This is a genomic window from Arthrobacter sp. TMS2-4 (assembly GCF_054511075.1).
Genome location: NZ_JBTNDI010000002.1, coordinates 337,033 through 356,904 on the forward strand (window position 1 = coordinate 337,033; position 19,872 = coordinate 356,904).

The following is a 19,872-nucleotide window of genomic DNA, read 5'->3' on the forward strand; positions in this document are numbered from 1 at the left end:
CACCCGGGTGCGGCGCCGTCGTCGCCCATACCCTATTGCTCGACGGTGTGCAGGGTCGTACTGCATGCCCCGGGATCCGACCCGCCCCGTAGACTTGGCCGAAAGTCGGCTTATCGAATCCCCGGACGTGCGCCGATCGTGCGCGCCCGGAAGCCGCACGGGGTAGCGGAAGCGGGTGGCATGGAGAAGCAGGCACTGGCCGGGCGGTACGCCCTGGGGGAGCGTGTCGGCACCGGCGGGATGGCGGAGGTCTTCTCGGCCCGGGACACGAGGCTGGGGCGGGACGTCGCCGTCAAACTCTTCCGGCCCGGCATCTCCGACGGCATCGAACGGGGGTCCGCCGAGGCGCGGCTGCTCGCCGGCCTCGACCACCCCGGCCTCGTGCGCGTCCTCGACATGGACACCGGCGACACTACCCGGGACGACGCCTATCTGGTCATGGAACTCGTCGACGGCCCGGACCTGGGCGTGCTGCTGCGCTCCGGTGGCCCGCTCGGGAGGGAGGACGTCCGCCTCATGGCGCTCGACCTGGCACGGACGCTCCAGTACATCCATGGGCGCGGTATCGTGCACCGTGACCTGAAGCCCTCGAACGTCCTGACCCGGCAGGTGGATGCGGACAGCGGCGTCTTCCGCTTCCTGCTGACCGACTTCGGGATCGCCCGGTTCTTCGACGGCAGCCGGATGACCGCCACGGGCCAGGTCATCGGCAGCGCCGCCTATTTCAGTCCCGAACAGACTCGGGGCGACGGCGTGGGCCGGCCCTCGGACATCTACTCCCTCGGCCTCGTCCTGATCGAGGCCCTCACGGGGGACCGTGCCTTCCCCGGGACCGGCGTCGAGAGCGCCCTGGCGCGCCTGCACCGCAGCCCGTCCGTCCCGCACGCGGCCGGACCAGCCCTGTCGGCGCTTTTGGTGGCCATGACGCTGGACGCACCGGACGAGCGTCCCGATGCCGCCCGCGTGGTCCAGGCCCTGGCCGCCATGGGCCCCCAGCGCGACGGCGGTGCCGCGACGAGCGTCGACACTGCGGTGTCCCACCCTGCGGTAGCCCACCCCGCGACGCCCGACACGGCGGTAGCCCACCCCGCGGTAGCCCACCCCGCGACGCCCGACACGGCGGCCGTCCCCGTGGACCGCGACGTCCCGTCCGATCCCGCCCACGCCACCGCGGCGTTCGGGACCACGGCCCCGGACACCCGGCAGGGGCCTGTGGACGGTCCGCCCGCGCGGACGGGTCGGGAGCCCGCGGCACCGCGTCGACCGCCGTCGGCTGCCCCTCCCGGACGACGGCGGCACGTCCTCCCATGGCTCGTGACACTGCTCGTCGTCGGGCTCCTGGCCGCCACGCTGTGGGTCTTCACCACGACGGCAGCTGGCCAGGGCTCCGACGTCGAACCCCTGCCGGCGGTACCCGGCGAGACAGGCGAGAAATTACAGGAACTCTACGACAGCGTGCAGCGATGAGGACCATCCGTACGCGGCTGCTGCCCCTGCTGGTCGGTGCGACGCTCGTCCTCACCGGTTGTGGGGACGGGGCCATCGATGCCGGCGCGGCCGGGGAGTTCCAGTCCGAGGTCCGCGCCATCGCCACGGCGGCAGCGGCAGGGGACGCCGACGGCGCCATCCTCCTCGCCGAGCGGCTGAAGGCGACCGTGGACGGCGCCCGCATCGAGGGCAGCGTCACCGAGAACCGGGCTGCGCTGATCAGTCTGCGCATCGACGCCGTCATCGCCTCACTCGACGCCGGGCAGGTCCCCGAGGAGACGGACGAGCCGACGAAGGCTCCGACCGAAGCGCCGGCGGGCGACCCGCAGCCGGTCGTCCCGGACGGCGAGCCCGTGCAGCCCGCCCCCGTGCAGCCCGCCCCGGTGAATCCGCAGCCGGTGCAGCCTGCCCCCGCCGATGTGCCCCCGGCAGAACCGGCCCCGGCCGAGGCGCCGCCGGCACAGCCCGCTCCTGGTCCTGCCCCTGACGGCGCGGACGACGACGCGGACGACGACGGCCCGGGCACCGGCGACGCAGATGACCCCGAGGAGGCGGACGGCGCCGGGGGGAACGGCGACGACGACGCGAGCGGCGAGGACGCAGGCGACGGCAGCAAGGCCGCCGAGAAAGCCGCCGAGCAGCAGCGCAAGGCCGACGAGAGGGCGAGGGAAGCCGCCGGGCGGGCAGAGAAGGACGCCCCCGGGAACGGCATGGGGAACGGGGGCGGTTAGCGCTGCCGCCCGCCCCGAACGGGATCGTGGCAGTTCGCGCTGCCCGGGCCGTCGGAGGGTTCAAGGCCCCGCTGTGGATGCGGTGGACGAGGGGCAGAGCCTCAGGAGGCGGAGACCGTATTGCTGCCCTCGGTCTCGATGCTCGGTTCGCCCGTCCCGTAGGTGACGGTGTTGTCACTGCCCTCGACGTCGATCGCTCGGGTCTCGCCGACCTCCACGGTGTTGCCGTCACCGTCCACGCTGACGTCCCCGATGGCGTCCGCCTCAGCCGTGTTGTTGTCGCCTTCGATGTCCATCGAGTCGGCGGAGCCCCCAGTGACGGTATTGCCGTCGCCGTCTACCTCGATGTCCTCGCAGTCACCGCTGAAGGACAGCTGCACGTTGTCGCTCTCGAGATCGATGTCGCCGCCTCCCGAGCATTCCACCGTGACGGATGTGGCGGAGCCGGTGATCTCGTGCTCGTCGCCTGCCCGCAGGGCGATCGTGGTCGGCGTGGCCCCGGCGCCGGGCGTCGCGGATGGTCCGTTCCCACCTGCGGCACCCGAAGGGGTGGCACCGGCCGACGGACTGGCGGAGGGCTGGTCGGTCGACGCATTCTCCTCGTTCTGCGTCGCCGTGGCACCGGCGTCCGGGGTTGTTTCCGCCGAGCACGCGACCAGCAGCAGAAGACCGGCGGCGAGAAGCCCTGCACGCGTCATGGGGTGGTTCTGGGGCCTCATCGGTTTCTCCCTGGCTCTCGGGTTGCCTGTATCCGCACGCTTCGAGTCGGGCGTGCGGCGACGACCGCTGGACTCGTAAGGCTAGATGCCGGAGAGGCCTGGGGGCGAGGCTTCATCAGTGTTCGAATGCGCTTGAACCTCGATGCTGGTTCGTGCTCCTGCCGGGCGTCCATGACGGGGACGGGGGCGGGCAGCGCTGTCGCCCGCCCCCGAACGGGATCACAACCGTCAGTCGCCGATGGTGGCGAGGACGGAGCCCGCGGACACGGTGTCTCCAGGCTTCGCCGCCAGGCCGGACAACCTGCCCGACTTGTGCGCGGTGAGCGGCTGCTCCATCTTCATGGCCTCGAGCACCACGATGAGATCGCCCTCGGTCACCTCGTCGCCGTCGGACACCGCGACCTTCACGATGGTGCCCTGCATGGGGGAGGTCAGCTCGTCACCGCTGACGGCGGTCTTGCCGGCCCGGGCGCGCGAGGACTTCTTCGACTTCGCCGGGGCGGCCGTCTTGCCGTTCGACGGCGCGCCGAACCATGAGGGCAGCACCACCTCGAGGCGGCGCCCGCCGACCTCCACGGTGACGCGCTGGCGGGCGTCGTCGTCCGCGGTGGGTTCGGCCGGTCCCTTCCACGGTTCGATGGTGTTGACGAAGTCCGTCTCGATCCAGCGCGTGTGCACCGAAAAAGGCCCGTCGGCAGGAGCGAACGCGGGGTGCTCGACGACGGCGGCGTGGAAGGGCAGGACGGTCGGCATGCCCTCGACGACCATCTCCTTCAGGGCCCGGCGCGCGCGCTGCAGGGCCTGGTCGCGGGTGGCACCGCTGACGATCAGCTTGGCGAGCATGGAGTCGAAGTTGCCGCCGATCACCTCGCCCGCTTCCACACCGGAGTCCACGCGGATGCCCGGCCCTGTCGGGAGGGTGAGGGTCTGGACGGTGCCCGGCGCGGGCATGAAGCCGCGGCCCGCGTCCTCACCGTTGATACGGAACTCGAACGAGTGGCCGCGGACCTCGGGGTCCCCGTAGCCGAGTTCCTCGCCGCGGGCGATGCGGAACTGTTCGCGCACCAGGTCGAGGCCCGTGACCTCCTCGGAGACGGGGTGCTCGACCTGGAGCCGGGTGTTCACCTCGAGGAAGGAGATGGTGCCGTCCTGGCCCACGAGAAACTCGCACGTCCCGGCCCCCTGGTACTCCGCCTCCCGCAGGATGGCCTTCGAGGCCTCGTAGAGCTGCGTGGTCTGCCCCGCGGAGAGGAAGGGGGCTGGTGCTTCCTCCACGAGCTTCTGGTTGCGGCGCTGCAGGGAGCAGTCACGCGTGGACACGACGACGACGTTCCCATGGGCGTCCGCGAGGCACTGCGTCTCGACGTGGCGCGGGGCGTCGAGGAAGCGCTCCACGAAGCACTCGCCGCGGCCGAAGGCCGCCGTCGCCTCGCGCACCGCCGAGTCGAACAGCTCCGGGATCTCCCCGTGGCTGCGGACCACCTTGATGCCGCGCCCTCCACCGCCGAACGCCGCCTTGATCGCGATCGGCAGCCCGAACTCGGAGGCGAAGTCGATGACCTCCTGCACCGATTCGACCGGGTCCTTGGTGCCCGGGACCAGCGGTGCCCCGACCCGCTGCGCGATGTGCCGTGCCTGGACCTTGTCGCCGAGCTGCGCGATGGAGTGCGGGGACGGGCCGATCCAGGTGATGCCGGCGTCGAGGACCCGCTGCGCGAACTCCGCGTTCTCCGACAGGAATCCGTAGCCGGGGTGGATGGCGTCGGCCCCGCTGCGCTCCGCGGCCTCCAGGATGCGGTCCATCACCAGGTAGGACTCGCCGGCGGTCTCCCCGCCGAGCGCGAACGCCTCGTCGGCCATGCGCACGTGCAGGGCGTTGCGGTCCGGGTCCGCGTACACGGCGACCGATGCGATCCCCTCGTCGCGGGCGGCGCGGATGATCCGGACGGCGATCTCCCCCCGGTTGGCGACCAGGACCTTCGTCACCCGGCGGTGGGGCCCGGGGTCGGTACTGGCGCTGTGACCGCTGGCAGCGGCGGACTCGGACGGGCTGAGGGGGGACTGGCTCATGGGGGTCTGGACTCCTTCTTTCTCTCGTCGGAGCCTAGCCGTGTTTGGTGGCTTCCGCCCATGGATCGTGTCGAAGGGGAGTGTTGTATGACGATCCTTTGTAGGGAACCTACAACGCGGGCGCGGGCGTCCAGAGCTCCGTCACGGAGACGCCGGCCGCATGCAGGAGGCCCCTGAGCGTGGAGATGCTGAGCCCGACGACGGCGTGCGGGTCGCCGTCGACGCGCTCGATGAAGGCACCGCCCAGGCCGTCGATGGTGAAGGACCCGGCGCACTGCAGGGGCTCGCCACTGGCCACGTACGCCTCCACTTCGGCGTCGGACATCGCGCCGAAGTGGACGGTCGCCGAGGAGACCGCCCCGATGGTGGCACCGGATCCGCCGGCGCGCGCATCCACGAGCCAGTGACCCGTGTGCAGGACGCCGGAACGCCCACGCATCCGGCTGATGCGCTCGATCGCCACCGCGGGTTCGTAGGGCTTGCCGTGCGCCTCGCCGTCGAACTCGAACACCGAGTCGCACCCGAGGACGAGGGCCCCCTCCGCCTCCGCCAGGGCCGCGACGGCCTCGGCCTTCGCGCGCCCGAGCAGCAGGGAGGTGTCGTGCGCGTCGAGGTCGCCGTAGGCCGCCACGACGGCCGCCTCGTCGACGTCGGACACGAGCACCGAGTGCCGGATGCCGGCGTCGGCGAGGAGTCGGGTGCGGGCAGGGGACTTCGAGGCGAGAATCAGGCGGAGGGTCATGCACCAAGCCTAGGTGCAGCCGTGCCGCCCGGCTCCTCACCAGCGGTGCGCGACGTCGATCACCACCCTCGATCCGGCCCCGGGCCCCGGCACCACGAAGACCCTCATGGGAAGGCGCGCCCGGACGCCGAGCCCGAAGGTGGTCTGCCCCTCGAAGCTGCCGGCCAGGGCGATCTGGCGGAACGTGGAGTACCCCGCCACGTTGACGAGGTTCCTGCGGTCGGCCGGCCGATAGGTGGCCCGCCCGTAGGCGTCATAGGCCGGTGCGAGCACGGTCACGGACAGGCGTGCACCTCCGCGGAGCGGGACGACGAACCCGGAACCGGGTTGCCGGACCTGGGTGACGTACCGGACGTTGTACCCGGCCGCACGCCCCCGCACATCGACGACCATGCGGTCGAAGCAGTGGTGCCGGCCCGCGCGGACATTCGTGATGGGAGCCGGACGGATGGTGGAGGTGGCGACTTCCGCCGTCGAGCCCCATGTGATGCCGCAGTACGCGGCGGATGCCGGAGGTCCCCCTGCGAGGCCGAGGCCTGCAGTGAGGGCGAGGGCGGCGAGTGTGGCGGAGAGCTTCCCCGTCATGCGCGATTTCGTCATGGCGCACCACCTGGTCGAACTGGATAGGGAGACCCATCGTCCTCCCGTGGCAGGCAAAAAGCGCCGCCGTGGCCCTGAACGGCGCCGAATCGTTAGCCGGGACGCGCGACGGCCCGCTCCCGGCGGGGGCCGGGAGCGGGCCGTCGATGCTGCGGCCGGACTCTAGCGGGTGAGGGACGCCGGGCTGTCGTCGTTCGCGGCCGGGCCGGTGGCATCCGCCGCGCCGGTCACGCTGTCATCGGCGAACGGGTCGCCGGTGCGCCGGGCGTTGTAGAGGTCGAGGTCCAGCAGTCCCTCGCGCCGGGCGACGATCGTGGGGATGAGGGCCTGGCCTGCGACGTTCACGGCGGTGCGGCCCATGTCGAGGATCGGATCGACGGCGAGGAGCAGGCCGACGCCGGCGAGGGGGAGCCCCAGCGTGGAGAGCGTGAGCGTCAGCATGACGACGGCACCGGTGGTCCCGGCGGTGGCGGCGGAGCCGAGGACGGAGACGAGCGCGATCAGCAGGTACTGGGTGAGGCTGAGGTCGATCCCGAAGAACTGGGCCACGAAGATCGCGGCGATCGCCGGGTAGATGGCCGCGCAGCCGTCCATCTTCGTCGTCGCACCCAGGGGTACGGCGAACGAGGCGTACCCGCGGGGCACGCCGAGGTTCCGCTCCGTGACGCGCTGCGTGAGCGGCAGCGTGCCCACCGAGGAGCGCGAGACGAAGGCCAGCTGGATGGCGGGCCAGGCGCCCGAGAAGTACTGCCTGACCGACAGCCCGTGTGCCTTGATCAGCACCGGGTACACCGCGAAGAGCACGAGGGCGAGGCCCACGTAGACGGCCAGGGTGAACTTGCCGAGGGAGCCGATGGTGTCCCAGCCGTAGACGGCGACGGCGTTGCCGATCAGGCCGACGGTGCCGAGGGGGGCGATCCGGATGATCCACCAGAGGACCTTCTGGATGACGGCCAGGGCGGAGGCGTTGACGGCGAGGAACGGTTCCGCCTGCTTGCCCACCTTCAGGGCGGCGATCCCGACGGCCACGGCGACCACGAGGACCTGCAGCACGTTGAAGTTCAGCGACGTGGTGACGGTTCCGGAGTCGGCGACGGCGGACGAGGCCTGGAGGCCGAGGAAGTTGGCGGGGATCAGTCCGGTCAGGAAGGCCCACCAGCTGCCGGTGTTGCCGGTGTATTCGGCGGGCTGGGTGGCGTCCGTGCCGGCGCCGGGCTGGAAGAGGACGCCGAGGCCGATGCCGATGACCACGGCGATCAGGGCGGTGATGGCGAACCACAGGAGGGTCTGGGCGGCGAGCCGGGCGGCGTTGGTGACGGCGCGGAGGTTCGCGATGGAGCTCACGACCGCGGTGAAGATCAGGGGGACGACGGCGGCGCGCAGCAGGGCCACGTAGCTCGAGCCGAGGGTGGCGAGCGTGGTGCCGAGACCGGTGGGCGTCTCCTGGGTGTGCCCCGAGTACTTGGCGATGAGGCCCAGGACCAGCCCGACGACCAGGGCTGCGATGATCTGGGGTCCGAAGGAGGTCGCCCAGCGGGGCAGCCTGCGCCGGGTGGGCGGGGAGCTGGTTTCAGTAGACACGCCCGAAACTCTAGGGACGCCGTATACCAAGGCGAAGCGGAGGTTGCGGAATGTTACGACCCGCCGGGCCGTCGTCGTGCCCGGTTCCGCTGCATATCCGCGCGATGCCGCCGTCCTGGCGGGCGGACCGGGGGAGTACCCCGGTCCGCCTGTGACGAACGTCTACGTCAGGAGACGAGGGCGCGGCGCAGCGTGTCGAGTCCCACGGAGCCCAGGTTGAGGGCCCGTGTGTGGAAGGTGCGGAGGTCGAAGGCGTCGCCCTCGGCCGCCCGGACCTCGTCGCGGACCTGCTCCCAGAGGCGTTGGCCGATCTTGTAGGACGGCGCCTGTCCCGGCCAGCCGAGGTAGCGGGTGAACTCGAAATTGAGCTGCCCCTCGCTGATCGCGATGTTCTTCCGCAGGAAGTCGTAGCCCTTCTCCGGCGTCCAGGTGCCCTCGCCCCATCGCGCGGGGATCTCCAGCTCGAGGTGGACGCCGATGTCGAACACCACCCGTGCGGCGCGCATGCGCTGGGCATCGAGCATCCCGAGCCGGTCACCCGGATCGGACAGGAAGCCGAGTTCCTGCATGAGGCGCTCCGCGTACAGGGCCCAGCCCTCGCCCTGCCCGGACACCCAGATGGCGTTGCGGCGCCACGGGTTCAGCAGTGCACGCTGGTAGGTGGCCGTCGCGATCTGCAGGTGGTGTCCGGGGACGCCCTCGTGGTAGACGGTGGTCGTCTCCTTCCACGTGGTGAAGGAGTCCTCTCCCTCGGGGACGGACCACCACATGCGGCCGGGGCGCGAGAAGTCGTCGCTGGGGCCGGTGTAGTAGATGCCGCCCTCGTTGGTCGGGGCGATCCTGCACTCGAGGCGCCGCATCACGTCGGGGATGTCGAAGTGGACCCCGGCCATGGCGTCCACCGCCTTGTCCGAGAGTCCCTGCATCCAGGCCTGCAGGGCGTCGGTGCCCTGGAGCTGGCGGGCGGGGTCCTCGTCGAGGATACGGATGGCCTCCTCGATCGAGGCGCCCTCGCGGATCTCGTTGGCCACGGCCTCCTGCTCGGCGATGACGCGGTCGAGTTCCTCGACACCCCACTGGTAGGTCTCCTCGAGGTCGACGGCGGACCCGAGGAAGACGCGGGACATCAGCGCGTAGTGGTCGCGGCCGACGGCGTCCTTCTCCGGGGCGGAGGGCAGGAGGTCGTCCTGCAGGAAGGAGGCGAGCGTGCGGTAGGCGCTGCGGGCGGCCTCGGCACCGGAACGCAGCCGGTCGCGCACCGCCTCGGGCAGCTCGCCGTCGTCCGCCGTGGCGGTCCCACCGAGGGTGTCGAAGAAGCCGCCGTCCTCGGCGTACTTGGTGGACTGCTCGACGACGATCGCGACCTGGCGGCGCGCGGCAACCAGGCCGCGCTCGCGTCCGGCCTTCAGGGAGGAGATGTAGCCGTCGATCGCGTCGGGCACGTTCGCCATGCGTCCGGCGATGTGGTCCCAGTCCTTAGCGGTGGCCGTGGGCATGAGGTCGAAGATCGCGCGGATGTTCTGGGCGGGGCAGGCGATGTTGTTCAGCTCGGAGTAGTCGAAGCCGGCCTCGTGGATCTCGAGGGCGAGTTCGAGCCGCTCCCGTAGGGCGTCCAGCGTGACGGCGTCGACGTCGTCGGCGGGCTGCAGGTCGTCGAGTCGCCGCAGGGTGGTCCGGGCGGCTTCCGCCTGGGCCTCGAGGCCGGCGGGCGAGTAGTCCTGGTACTCCGTCTCGTGGCCGGGAAGGCCCAGCTCGGTGGCGAAGTTGGGCATCAGTTCGAGCAGCGTCTCGTAGTACGACGTCGCGACGGCGTCGATGGCCGTGGCTTGTCGTGCGGGCAGCTCGCTGGCGGACGGGGCGGGGGCTGGGGTGTCGTGGGTCACGCTCCGAGCCTAGCGGCAGACCGTTGCCGCGGGCTACCGACTGGGTGCTGCCGGTGTGGCCAGTACGGCCGGCCAGACCGGCGGACACCGGCGGACACCTGTGGACACCGGCCCCAGAGGTCGCGAGGTGCGGCTTTTCACCGGACCTGGATGGTGCCCATCATGCCGAGGTCTTCGTGGTCCAGGATGTGGCAGTGATAGGCCGAGCGGCCACGGAAGTCCTTGAATGCCACCCTTACTTTCACATGCCCGTTGGCGGGTACGTTCACTACGTCCTGCCAGAGTGCGACATTCGTTCCTGGGGTGTCTTCCTCGATGATCTGCATCGGCCAGACATGAAGGTGGAACGGGTGATCCATGGGACTGGTGTTGATCAACGTCCATTCCTCCACATCCCCGGCCGCTACCGTGGTGTCCGTTCTGGCCTCGTCGAATTCCCTGCCGTTGATGGTGAAACGCATCATGCCCCCGCCCATACCCATGCCCATGTCGGCGGCCAGGACGATCCGCCGGCGCGCCGCGACGGACCCCGACCGGAGGTCTGCCGGCCCTGGCTGGGCGGGCACGGCTGTCAGGGCTGCCACCGGTTCGCCGGCCACGCGGAGGGTGGCCAGTGCGGTGCCGCCCGGCTGGTCTGCAGGGTTGCGTGCTCCGGCTCCCGATCCCATCATTCCCGCCATGCTTCCCCGGTCCCGGTGGAGCGCGCGCAGCGTGGAGTCCCCGGTCGTGGTGGTCACGAGGAGGTCTGCGCGGTTTCCTGGCGTCAGGAGAAGTTCATCCAGTGGCTCGGGTGTCGGGAAGCGGCCGGAATCCATGCCGAGGAGCTGCAGCTGCTGTCCGTCGAGCCGTAGACCGAGGTAGCGGGACACGCACGTGTTGATGATGCGCCACCGTTCGCGTTGTCCGGGGCGGGCGCTGATGTGGGGGTTGCGGTGACCGTTGACCAGGATCAGCTCACCCTCGCGGCCCATCATCCGTTCCATCGCGGAGACTTCCGGGATGTTCCCGAGGTCGTCCAGGGTGGTGTCCGAAATGACCAGTACCCGTTCTGCGCTTGCCTCGATGTGTTCAGGGTCCTCGACGATGATCGCTCCGAAGAGTCCGGCGAAGATCTGATCGGCGACCATGCCGTGGTGGTGGGGGTGGTACCAGTACACGCCTGGGGGATGATCGTCGGGAAGCGTGTACTCGTAGTCGAAGGTGCCGCCGGGATCGACTGAGACGAAAACGTTGTCCCCATTGCCTTCCGGGGATACGTGGAGGCCGTGCACATGCAGGTTGGTGGTCTCGGCCAGGTTGTTGACGAGCCCGATCTGCAGAACGTCGCCGGCGCGTACGCGGAGTGTCGGGCCGGGGATGCCGCCGTTGTAGCCGAGGGCCGCGGCCGGCCGGCCGGCCAGCAGTAGCTGTCCGGGTGCGGCTTCGAGCCGTACCTGCAGTCGACCGTTGGTGCTCCGTTCTTCCGGAGGCTGGGTCAGGTCGCTCCCCGTGACCGGGACATCCCGGGACGTCAGGGTCCAGATCAGCCCGGCACTGCTGGCTGCTGTCCCCGCGACGCCGAGCCCACCCAGCACCAACGCCTGACGACGGCTGATGGGCTGCACTACGGGCCCTCACCGAGTACCAGGGGAATCCAGAGCCACAGCCATCCCATGCCCTGTCCGTAGCCCGACATCATGATGAGTGCCTTTCATTTCCGGAGTTACCTCCGACTCTTCGCGCGGCCTCGGCTGACAGGTAGAGTCCGAGGTCCCGGACCACCCTGCCGACGGCTTTGCGGCAGCGGCGCTGAACGGACTGGTGCCGGCGGGACCTCACATCCCGTCTGCATCCCAACCAGCGGTCCACGGGCGTGATCCGGGTACCTCCGAGTCCTGCTCGCCAGGAGCTACGGTGCGGCCAGGGGGTGGAACGTCGCTCCGCTGTCGCTGGAGACCTCGACTCCCTGATCGGTGGCTACCCAGATCCGGTACGTGTCATCACCGGTGTGGTCCGCGGCGATGGCCGCGGGTTCGCCCTGGATGGTTCCCTGCTGTGCCCAGGTGAGTCCGGCGTCGGCGCTGGTGTGGATCGTTCCGTCGGGCGTCACACCGACGGCGGTGTCGCCGGCGAAGGTGGTGAAGGCCAGCAGGGGAGCGTTCGGGACGGAGGCCCACGTGCCCCCGTCGTCCTCGGACCGGTAGGGCCCTTGCTCGGTGGTCGCCAGGACGATTCCGTTGGTGGCTCCGGCGAGGTTGTACGCGGGCACGTCATCGGCGGTGACGGTCCAGTGATGCCCGTCGGCGCTGGTGACGATTCGTCCTTCGTAGCCGATGAGCCCGGTGCTGGTTGCGGCGAGGGCGTGGAAATCTGTTTCACCCTGGCGGGACACGGGCTCCCAGGTGCGCCCGTCGTCGGTGCTGGTGATCAATCCGACCGGGTCGGGCAGGTCGGTGCCGGGTCCGGGGTGCCCGGAGGCGTAGAGGGTTCCGTCACTGGTGCCGGTGAAGCCCATGAGGTCGATCGTCGGGCCGATCTGCTGGGCGGGGGTTCGGGTGACATCGAACAGGCCGTCGTGGGTGGCGAGCAGGATGCGGTTGGTTCCCGGGTCCACGCTCATCCCATGGATGTGCCCGGACGGGTACCCCGCTGAGGCTGTCGGTTCCGTGGGTGTGTCCTGGAGTGCGGGGGTCGGGGTGGTGCACGCGCTGAGCAGCACGGCGAGGGCCGCGGTCAGGCTCAGGCATGCGGTGCGGGACGGGGTCGAAGGCAACGGGCATCCTTGAAGGGTCGAGGGTGGTCCACCGGGTGGTCGACCTGGTGGTGGAAGGGTGCCGGTGTGGGTGGAACGGGGACACCTACACCGGCACCGGTCAGAGGGCGATCGCATGCCCTGGAGCTTGCTCGCGCGGATCAGAGGCCCGCGAGGAGCTCTTCCATCTCGGCGATTTCGGCGTTCTGGGTTTCGACGATCGTCTCGGCCAGCTCGATCGCTTCCGGGTTCTGGCCGTTCTCGATCTCGTTTTCCGCCATGCCGACCGCGCCCTCGTGGTGAGCGGTCATCGACTCCATGAAGATGCGGGACGCCTCGGTGCCCTCGGCGGACTCGAGCTCGGACATCTGGTCCTCGGTCATCATGCCTTCCATCGACTCAGAGCCGCCCATGTCAGATCCCATGGAGTGGCCGTCCATGCCGCCTTCGGGCTCCATGGGCTCATCCCAGGCTTCCAGCCAGCCGGTCATGGTCTCGATCTCGGGGCCCTGGGCGTCCTTGATCTTCGTCGCGAGGTCGGTGATCTCCGGGCTGATGCCGTCCTTGGAGAGCATCATGTCGCTCATCTCCACGGCCTGCTGGTGGTGGGGAATCATCATCTGCGCGAACATGACGTCCGCGTCGTTGTGCTCGGCCGTGGCCTCGGATGAGCCTGACGTCGCTTCGGTGCTGGTTTCGGCAGTGGCGCTGGGGACGGCCGCTGCGGAGCTTCCGCCGCTCGTGCCCGCCGTGTCTCCGCCGGAGGAGCCGCAGGCGGACAGGGTGATGAGGGCAGCGACGGACAGGGACGCAAGGGAAAGGGAACGCTTCATGGTGGTCAGATCCTTCAGTGCTCAGGTGGGGGTGTCAGCTGCTCGTACCGCGCAGGGCGGGTACGGCGAGGGCCAGGCTGCGCGGGCGGGCGGGCGCAGTCGAAGGCGAGAAGGTGGCCCAGCCGCCCCGGGGAAGGGGCAGGTGCGGGCCGCGGATCCTAAGTCCGGCTGATACAGAGACGAGTCAGTGAAGGAGTAGGCGCAGGTCGGGACACCCAGGACAGTGCAGGAGGACCCCGCCGCCCCAACGTCGACAGGAGGGCGCGGCCGGCTGGAGTCAGCAGACCGCCGATGCCGACGACGATCATCGCCAGCACACACAGGCCCACCATCATCTCGTCGGCGCAGTCCCCACCGCACCCGACCAACCCACCACCGTCTGGGACGGCCTTCGTGACGGTGTTCGAGGCGGCATGCGACGCGGCGTCCAGGGCAGTTGCTTCGACCGTTGCCATGGCAGCGACAACCGCAGTCGTGGTCTGGGCATGAAGAGTCGTGCCTCCGTGGCCTGACCTGTCGACCGGATGAGTACTCGTGGTCGTGCCGGCGGCGGGGGCCGCTACATGGTGGGACGTCGCCCCGTGGCCGCCCATCCAGACGTGCATCGCGAGGATCCCGACGATGACGGCTGTCAGGCCGACGAAGGCGACAACTGACGGTACGACGGCGCGTAGCAGGGAGAAAACAGTGTGTGATGCCCGGTTCCTGGTCACCGTCTCCGTCCTCTCTGTCCGCGTTGTCCCTTACGCCTGGGCGGTCGTCATTTGGTGTCGTCCTACCAGCCTAACGAAACGGGCGAGTCGTCCCGTTCACGCCGTCTGCCTGGTCACAGCTCCGATCACGACGTCGCATGACCAACGACCAGGCAGAGGTGCAGGTTCGCCGATGAGGCAGAGCTCACGTCCCGATGAGCTCTGCACCCACTGTCTCGGGGCTGGTCAGAGCGTCCCGAACCGCTCGGGGCGGAGGTCGATCCGCCGCAGGAGCTGCGCGTTCAGGGCGACGACGATCGTGGACACGCTCATCAGGACCGCGCCGGCGGCGGGCGAGAGGAGGATCCCAGCGAAGGCCAGCACGCCGGCGGCGAGGGGTACGGCGAGCAGGTTGTACCCGGTGGCCCAGACGAGGTTCTGGATCATCTTCCGGTAGCTGGCGCGGGACAGGTCGATCATCGCCAGCACCGATCGTGGGTCGTTGCCCGCGAGGACGACGCCCGCCGATTCCATGGCGACGTCCGTGCCCGCGCCGATCGCGATACCCACCTCCGCGCGGGCGAGGGCCGGGGCGTCGTTGACGCCGTCCCCGACCATCGCGACCTTCAGACCGCGGGCCTGCAGCTCGGCGACCTTGGAGTCCTTGTCCTGCGGCAGGACGTCGGCGAACACCTCGTCGATCCCCAGGTCCGCGCCGACGGCGTCGGCCACCTGGCGGGCGTCGCCGGTGATCATGGCGACCTTCACCCCGCGGGACTGCAGGGCTGTCACGGCGGCCCGGGATTCCTCACGGACCCTGTCCTCGAGCCGGAGCGCACCGATCACGGCGCCGTCCCGGATGACGTGCAGGACGGACGCGCCGCGGCCGACCCAGGCCCGGACGGTGTCCTCGACGTCCACGGGAGTGCTGAGGCCCAGGTGCTTGAGCAGGTTGGGCCCGCCCACCATCACGTCCTGGCCATCGACGGTGGTCCGGACGCCGCGGCCGGTCAACGAGCTGAACCCGGTCCCCGCGCGGGCGAGTTCCGCGGCGGCCGGGTCGGCCTGTGCGGCGGCCACGATGGCCCGCGCGACGGGGTGCTCGCTGTCCGCCTCCGCGGCTGCGGCCAGGGCGAGCAGCTCTGCGTCCGGAACGCCGTCGACCGCGGTGATCGCGGTGACCGCGGGTCGGCCCTCGGTGAGGGTCCCGGTCTTGTCGAACAGCACGACGTCGACCGTGCGCATGCGCTCCAGGGCCATCCGGTTCTTGATCAGGACTCCGGCCTTCGCGGCGCGTTCTGTGGAGATCGCAATGACCAGGGGAATGGCGAGGCCGAGCGCGTGCGGGCAGGCGATCACGAGGACGGTGACGGTCCGGATCACCGCATCGTCCGGGCTCCCGAGGAGCAGCCAGGTGATGAAGGTCAGGATGCCGGCCCCGAGCGCGAAGTAGAACAACAGCGCGGCGGCGCGGTCCGCGAGGGCCTGGGCCTTCGAGGAGGATGCCTGTGCCTCGGCGACCAGGCGCTGGATGCCGGCAAGCGTGGTCTCCGCGCCGACGGCGGTCACCTCCATGCGGACCGCGGTGTCGGTCGCCACGGTGCCGGCGACCACCGTCTCCCCGACGCCGCGGGAGACGGTGCGTGACTCCCCGGTGATCATCGACTCGTCGAACTCCGCAGTCCCGTCGACGATCCTTCCGTCCGCAGGGACGCGCGCCCCGGAGCGGACGAGGAGGACGTCACCCGTCACGAGGGTGCTGATCGGCACGGTCTCCACGCCGGTAGCGGTGACCCTGTCCGCTTCGTCGGGGAGCAGAGCGGCCAGGGCGTCGAGGGCGCCGGCGGCAGAGCCGAGGGCACGCATCTCCATCCAGTGCCCCAGCAGCATGATGACGATCAGCAGGGCCAGTTCCCACCAGAAATCGAGGTCGAAACCGCCGATGCCCAGGGTGGTGACCCAGGAGGCGGCGAACGCGACGCTGATTGCCATGGCGATCAGCAGCATCATGCCGGGTTGCCGCGATTTGAGCTCCGCCACCCCGCCCTTCAGGAATGGGGCACCGCCGTAGACGAAGATCACCGTCCCGAGGATCGGGGCGATCCACCGGGACCCCGGAAACTCGGGTGGCATGGTCCCGAGAAGCATGGTGAACATGGGGCTGAACGCGAGGACGGGCAGCGTGAGGGCCAGGCTGACCCAGAAGCGCTGTCTGAACATCGCGGTCGAATGGCCGGCGTGCTCGCCGTGGGAGTGGACCTGGTGATCCTCGTCCACGTCATGCCCGGCACCGCGTGGTGCGGGCTGTTCTTCGGCGGAAAGGGCCGAGCGGGGTTGATCGGCGGGCATCGCCTGGCCGTGTGTCGGTTCCGTGTCTGCGTGGCCCTGCGAGTGAACGTGCTTGTCCGTGCTCATGGTGATTCTCCTCCGGTGTCCCGTCTGGCAGGAGCTAGGTCCTCGGTATCGGGGAGACAGCTCTCTCAGGTGCCTCTGAACATATACCCCCGGGGGGTATGCGGTCAAGGGGTCCGGTCAAGTCACCGAGGGTGATTCTGCTGCCCTCTTGCACTGGTCAGCAGGCTGATCTTCTGTTTGGATGGTGCGCATCCCCACCGACGAATCAGGAGAGAGCTCATGACAGACCACGTGACGTCCATGCTCGAGACCTACCCGAAGGACCTGGGAGGAGTGGACCGCGCCAAGCTCGCGGAATGCATCAAGGCGTGTTTCGAATGCGCGCAGACCTGCACGGCATGCGCCGATGCCTGTCTCAGCGAGGATATGGTTGCCGAACTCACCACGTGCATCCGGACCAATCTGGACTGCGCCGACATCTGCGCGGCGACGGGCACCATCCTGTCGCGCCACACCGGGTATGACGCGAACCTCACCCGTAGCATCATGGAAGCCTGCAGGGCCGCGTGCAAGGCCTGCGCCGACGAATGCTCACAACACGCCGAGATGCACGACCACTGCAGGATCTGCGCCGAGGCGTGCCGCCGCTGCGAGAAAGCCTGCGACGAACTGCTCGCCTCCCTCGGCTGATACCGGCTGAGCCACCCGTCCGGACGGCGCGCCGGCACTCCGTCGCGCCCGTTTCCATTCGACAGGCCCGCGCCTACCGTGGGGGAATCACGCGAGGGGGATTCCATGACGCAGTCCGAGGTGCCCGCGGCACGCATCGTCGTCGAGCCGGGTCGGTTCCCCGAGGCGGAGGATGCCCTCCGCCGTACGGCCTTCCGGCTCGGCGCGGCACTCGTCACGCGCCCCGCCACGAACCAGGTCTGCAGCCCGGTGAGCGCTCTCTACGCGCTCTCGATGCTGCGCGCCGGTGCGGGCACCGCGACGGCGTCGGAGCTGGACACGGTCCTGGGGCTCCCGGCGGAGCATCACGCGGCCATGAATGCGCTCCTCGGAACACTGCAGTACTTCGACGGCGATCCCGTCGCCGTGGATGAGGAGGATCCTCCCGAGCAGCCCCTGCTGCACCTCGCCAGCGCGGTCTTCGCCCCCGCGGGAGGGGAGATCGGTGAGCAGTTCCTCGACACGCTCGCCCGGCACTACGGCGTGGGTGTCCATTCGGTGGACTTCGCCGATCCCGCCACGCCCGGCCTGATCGACGAGTGGGTCCGGAGGGAGACCGGCGGTCGCGTCGCGAAAGCGCCGTTGACCGTCGGCCCGGACACCGGGCTGTCCCTGCTGAACGCCGTGTATTTCGCCGCGGCCTGGGACGAACCGTTCGATGCCGCTGGCACGGGCACGGACGCCTTCACCCTGAGCGACGGCACGCGCGCCTTCGTTCCGACGATGCATGGCTACCGCTGGGTGCGCTACGCCGGTGGACACGACTGGCGGGGCGTCGATCTGCCCTACGGCGAAGGGTTCTTCCTGCGCCTCGTCCTGCCCGACGAGGGCGTCCAGCCTGCGTGGGACGAGCAGGAGCTGCTCGCGATCGGGGATGGACTCGACGGTGCCGAGAGCATCCGTGTCGACCTTTCGCTACCGATATGGGAGCACAGCACGGCCCTGGACCTGATGGCGATACTGGCGGGGCTGGGGCTCGAGCGGACCGTCGGCGCGACGGCCGACTTCGACGCCATCCGTCCCGGGCTCCGCGTGTCGGGGGCCGCCCAGGCCGCCTCCATCACGGTCGCCGAGAAGGGGACCATCGCCGCCGCCGTCACCCAGCTGGCGATGATGACGAGCGCCCCGGTGACTCCCGAGGTCAGCATCTCGTTCGATCGGCCCTTCGGCTACCAGATCATCCACGAGGACACCGGACTGCCGCTGTTCCTCGGCACGGTCGGCGACCCACGCTGAGGGCCAGGACCTGGTCAGCTGAGCTCGGCCCGGTAGGCGAGGGCAGGATCGACGCGGCTCTCGATGAGCGCGAACGCCTCATGGCCTTTGGCGAACCACGACTGCTGAAGTTCCACGGATACGGCGTCGACCGCGTGGAGCGCGATCCCGTAGGGCGTGTATTCCAGTCCGCGGACGTCCTCCCAGAGAACGGTGGTCACCACACGCTCCACGAGACTGACGCCGTCGTCGCCGACCACCAGGCGAGCCCCTGATGGGACTCCCTGGAAGGAGCCTCGGAGACTGCGCTTGAAGGAGCGCCCGGACACAGGTTCGTGGTCTTCGCTCCCGAGCATGCGCAATGAGGGATCGGACGCGGTTGTTCCCTCGGGCATGCCCACGATGAGTGTCCTGTCGAGCAGGGAGAGTGCATCCCGCGCCGCCTGTCGGGTCACTGCGGCGGTCCCGGTGATCATCTGTTCGGGGAGGACGATGTGTTCACCGACGAGGTGGCGTCGCGCGGCATCGGTGGCGGCGACGGCTGCTGAGCGAGGATCCGCCACGAAATCCGTGATGTCGTCCGTCAACTGCTGCAGTTCCGATTCCTCGGGCCCATGCAACGCGAGGTCCTCGAGGATTCCCCGAAGCTCGCTGCATACCAGTTCGGCGTCCTCCTTCCGCGGATCGGCCGTGAAGCACAGCACGCCCCGCCCAGCGCCCGCCTCGAAGGCGTCGTATCCGATGTCATAGATCAGTCCACGCTGCTTCCTCAGGACAGCCAGTGCCCGCTGGCAGACGATCTGCGCGATCGCGGAAGCACTGTTCCTCGCCATCTCGGACCCCGACTCGACCTCGAAGGACAGAGCGAGCGGTGGCCCGCCCGACTCGAACCAGAGCGGGAGCGGAAGATTTCCGATCGGACGGGCAGGGGAGGGATGCCGTGCTTCACCTGGAGGCAGATCGAGTGCCAGGCCCGGGGGAGGAGGGCCCGTCAGCGCCAGTGCTGCATTGCCCCTGCAGAAGAAGGTGCTGATGGTCGCCTCGACCGCGGCCCCGCTGATCCCGTTGAGTGCCGGCTGGTCGACCCCGGCAAGCCCGAGGGAGGCAAGACCGTACCGGCGAAGGAGATGTTCTGCGACTGCTGGTTCGACGACGGAGGAGGCCTCTGCAGCCAGGACCTTCTTCTCGACGTCCAGGGAGCTCGGATCAGGCGCGCAGATGCTCGAGCAGACATCATTGAGAAACGCCACCACCTGCTCCGGACGGCCGGTGGCCTCGAACGAGGTGAAGCTCAGCTCGACTGTTGCATTGTGGTCGTGCCGAGGAGACCGTATGCCGCCCATCACGACGTGCTCAGCAAGATGGGTGATGCCGGATGTCACCAGGGACTCGTCCCTGACACCCACACGGAAGACGAGCTCGGCGCTCAGGGGCGGAGGACCGTCGACCCAGAAGACGGGTATTCCGTTGATCTCGTCCCTGTCGAGTGTCATGCGTCGATCC

Annotated in this window: 15 protein-coding genes; 4 read left to right on the top strand and 11 right to left on the bottom strand. The window is 69.6% G+C overall.

The features are described 5' to 3' along the window. Nucleotides 1-180 precede the first annotated feature (180 nt). Together ACX80F_RS04680 and ACX80F_RS04685 are read left to right on the top strand one after the other, a co-directional pair. Nucleotides 181-1,467, top strand: coding sequence for a serine/threonine-protein kinase (locus ACX80F_RS04680; protein WP_459335215.1), 1,287 nt, complete (start codon nucleotides 181-183; stop codon nucleotides 1,465-1,467). Further along, nucleotides 1,464-2,219, top strand: coding sequence for a hypothetical protein (locus ACX80F_RS04685; protein WP_459335216.1), 756 nt, complete (start codon nucleotides 1,464-1,466; stop codon nucleotides 2,217-2,219). The genes ACX80F_RS04680 and ACX80F_RS04685 overlap by 4 nt, the downstream gene beginning before the upstream one ends. Nucleotides 2,220-2,320: 101 nt before the next feature. Here ACX80F_RS04685 and ACX80F_RS04690 read toward each other — a convergent pair whose 3' ends face one another. The 10 genes from ACX80F_RS04690 to ACX80F_RS04735 form a co-directional block, all read right to left on the bottom strand. Continuing rightward, nucleotides 2,321-2,938 carry a DUF3060 domain-containing protein gene (locus ACX80F_RS04690; protein ID WP_459335217.1) on the bottom strand — a complete coding sequence of 206 codons (618 nt, stop codon included), beginning with the start codon at nucleotides 2,936-2,938 and terminating at the stop codon, nucleotides 2,321-2,323. Nucleotides 2,939-3,166: 228 nt separating this feature from the next. Continuing rightward, nucleotides 3,167-5,008 carry an acetyl/propionyl/methylcrotonyl-CoA carboxylase subunit alpha gene (locus tag ACX80F_RS04695; protein ID WP_459335218.1) on the bottom strand — a complete coding sequence of 614 codons (1,842 nt, stop codon included), beginning with the start codon at nucleotides 5,006-5,008 and terminating at the stop codon, nucleotides 3,167-3,169. A gap of 109 nt (nucleotides 5,009-5,117) precedes the next feature. After that, nucleotides 5,118-5,750 carry a Maf family protein gene (locus ACX80F_RS04700; RefSeq protein WP_459335219.1) on the bottom strand — a complete coding sequence of 211 codons (633 nt, stop codon included), beginning with the start codon at nucleotides 5,748-5,750 and terminating at the stop codon, nucleotides 5,118-5,120. Between the two features lie 36 nt (nucleotides 5,751-5,786). Then, on the bottom strand, nucleotides 5,787-6,335 hold the full coding sequence (locus tag ACX80F_RS04705; protein ID WP_459335371.1) for an AMIN-like domain-containing (lipo)protein: 549 nt from the start codon (nucleotides 6,333-6,335) through the stop codon (nucleotides 5,787-5,789). Nucleotides 6,336-6,512: 177 nt separating this feature from the next. Then, entirely contained in the window at nucleotides 6,513-7,931 is a 1,419-nt protein-coding gene (locus tag ACX80F_RS04710; protein ID WP_459335220.1) for a dicarboxylate/amino acid:cation symporter, read from the bottom strand. Between the two features lie 167 nt (nucleotides 7,932-8,098). Next, the gene (locus tag ACX80F_RS04715; protein ID WP_459335221.1) at nucleotides 8,099-9,814 is read right to left on the bottom strand and encodes a DUF885 domain-containing protein; all 1,716 of its coding nucleotides are present in this window, start codon (nucleotides 9,812-9,814) and stop codon (nucleotides 8,099-8,101) included. 137 nt (nucleotides 9,815-9,951) lie between these two features. After that, a complete protein-coding gene (locus tag ACX80F_RS04720) occupies nucleotides 9,952-11,418 on the bottom strand; it encodes a multicopper oxidase family protein (protein WP_459335222.1) in 1,467 nt (488 codons plus the stop codon). A gap of 284 nt (nucleotides 11,419-11,702) precedes the next feature. Then, complete coding sequence (locus tag ACX80F_RS04725; RefSeq protein ID WP_459335223.1) at nucleotides 11,703-12,566, bottom strand: F510_1955 family glycosylhydrolase; 864 nt, start codon at nucleotides 12,564-12,566, stop codon at nucleotides 11,703-11,705. 140 nt (nucleotides 12,567-12,706) lie between these two features. After that, on the bottom strand, nucleotides 12,707-13,378 hold the full coding sequence (locus tag ACX80F_RS04730; RefSeq protein WP_459335224.1) for a DUF305 domain-containing protein: 672 nt from the start codon (nucleotides 13,376-13,378) through the stop codon (nucleotides 12,707-12,709). Nucleotides 13,379-14,316: 938 nt separating this feature from the next. After that, nucleotides 14,317-16,485 (bottom strand): heavy metal translocating P-type ATPase, encoded by a 2,169-nt coding sequence (locus ACX80F_RS04735; protein ID WP_459335225.1) that lies wholly within the window; start codon nucleotides 16,483-16,485, stop codon nucleotides 14,317-14,319. 219 nt (nucleotides 16,486-16,704) lie between these two features. On the opposite strand from ACX80F_RS04735, the gene ACX80F_RS04740 reads away from it, so the two are divergent. After that, the gene (locus ACX80F_RS04740) at nucleotides 16,705-17,115 is read left to right on the top strand and encodes a four-helix bundle copper-binding protein (RefSeq protein ID WP_459335226.1); all 411 of its coding nucleotides are present in this window, start codon (nucleotides 16,705-16,707) and stop codon (nucleotides 17,113-17,115) included. A gap of 105 nt (nucleotides 17,116-17,220) precedes the next feature. Next, a complete protein-coding gene (locus ACX80F_RS04745; RefSeq protein ID WP_459335227.1) occupies nucleotides 17,221-18,390 on the top strand; it encodes a serpin family protein in 1,170 nt (389 codons plus the stop codon). A 14-nt stretch (nucleotides 18,391-18,404) separates the two neighbouring features. Here ACX80F_RS04745 and ACX80F_RS04750 read toward each other — a convergent pair whose 3' ends face one another. Beyond that, entirely contained in the window at nucleotides 18,405-19,862 is a 1,458-nt protein-coding gene (locus ACX80F_RS04750) for a peptidase M16 family protein (protein WP_459335228.1), read from the bottom strand. Nucleotides 19,863-19,872 lie beyond the last annotated feature (10 nt).

Bases quoted from the DNA above. Each gene is read 5' to 3' on its own strand.
- ACX80F_RS04680 (WP_459335215.1), top strand. From the start codon at position 181: ATGGAGAAGCAGGCACTGGCCGGGCGGTACGCCCTGGGGGAGCGTGTC.
- ACX80F_RS04705 (WP_459335371.1), bottom strand. From the start codon at position 6,335: ATGACGGGGAAGCTCTCCGCCACACTCGCCGCCCTCGCCCTCACTGCA.
- ACX80F_RS04685 (WP_459335216.1), top strand. From the start codon at position 1,464: ATGAGGACCATCCGTACGCGGCTGCTGCCCCTGCTGGTCGGTGCGACG.
- ACX80F_RS04745 (WP_459335227.1), top strand. From the start codon at position 17,221: ATGACGCAGTCCGAGGTGCCCGCGGCACGCATCGTCGTCGAGCCGGGT.
- ACX80F_RS04730 (WP_459335224.1), bottom strand. From the start codon at position 13,378: ATGAAGCGTTCCCTTTCCCTTGCGTCCCTGTCCGTCGCTGCCCTCATC.
- ACX80F_RS04700 (WP_459335219.1), bottom strand. From the start codon at position 5,750: ATGACCCTCCGCCTGATTCTCGCCTCGAAGTCCCCTGCCCGCACCCGA.
- ACX80F_RS04740 (WP_459335226.1), top strand. From the start codon at position 16,705: ATGACAGACCACGTGACGTCCATGCTCGAGACCTACCCGAAGGACCTG.
- ACX80F_RS04695 (WP_459335218.1), bottom strand. From the start codon at position 5,008: ATGAGCCAGTCCCCCCTCAGCCCGTCCGAGTCCGCCGCTGCCAGCGGT.
- ACX80F_RS04750 (WP_459335228.1), bottom strand. From the start codon at position 19,862: ATGACACTCGACAGGGACGAGATCAACGGAATACCCGTCTTCTGGGTC.
- ACX80F_RS04735 (WP_459335225.1), bottom strand. From the start codon at position 16,485: ATGAGCACGGACAAGCACGTTCACTCGCAGGGCCACGCAGACACGGAA.
- ACX80F_RS04690 (WP_459335217.1), bottom strand. From the start codon at position 2,938: ATGAGGCCCCAGAACCACCCCATGACGCGTGCAGGGCTTCTCGCCGCC.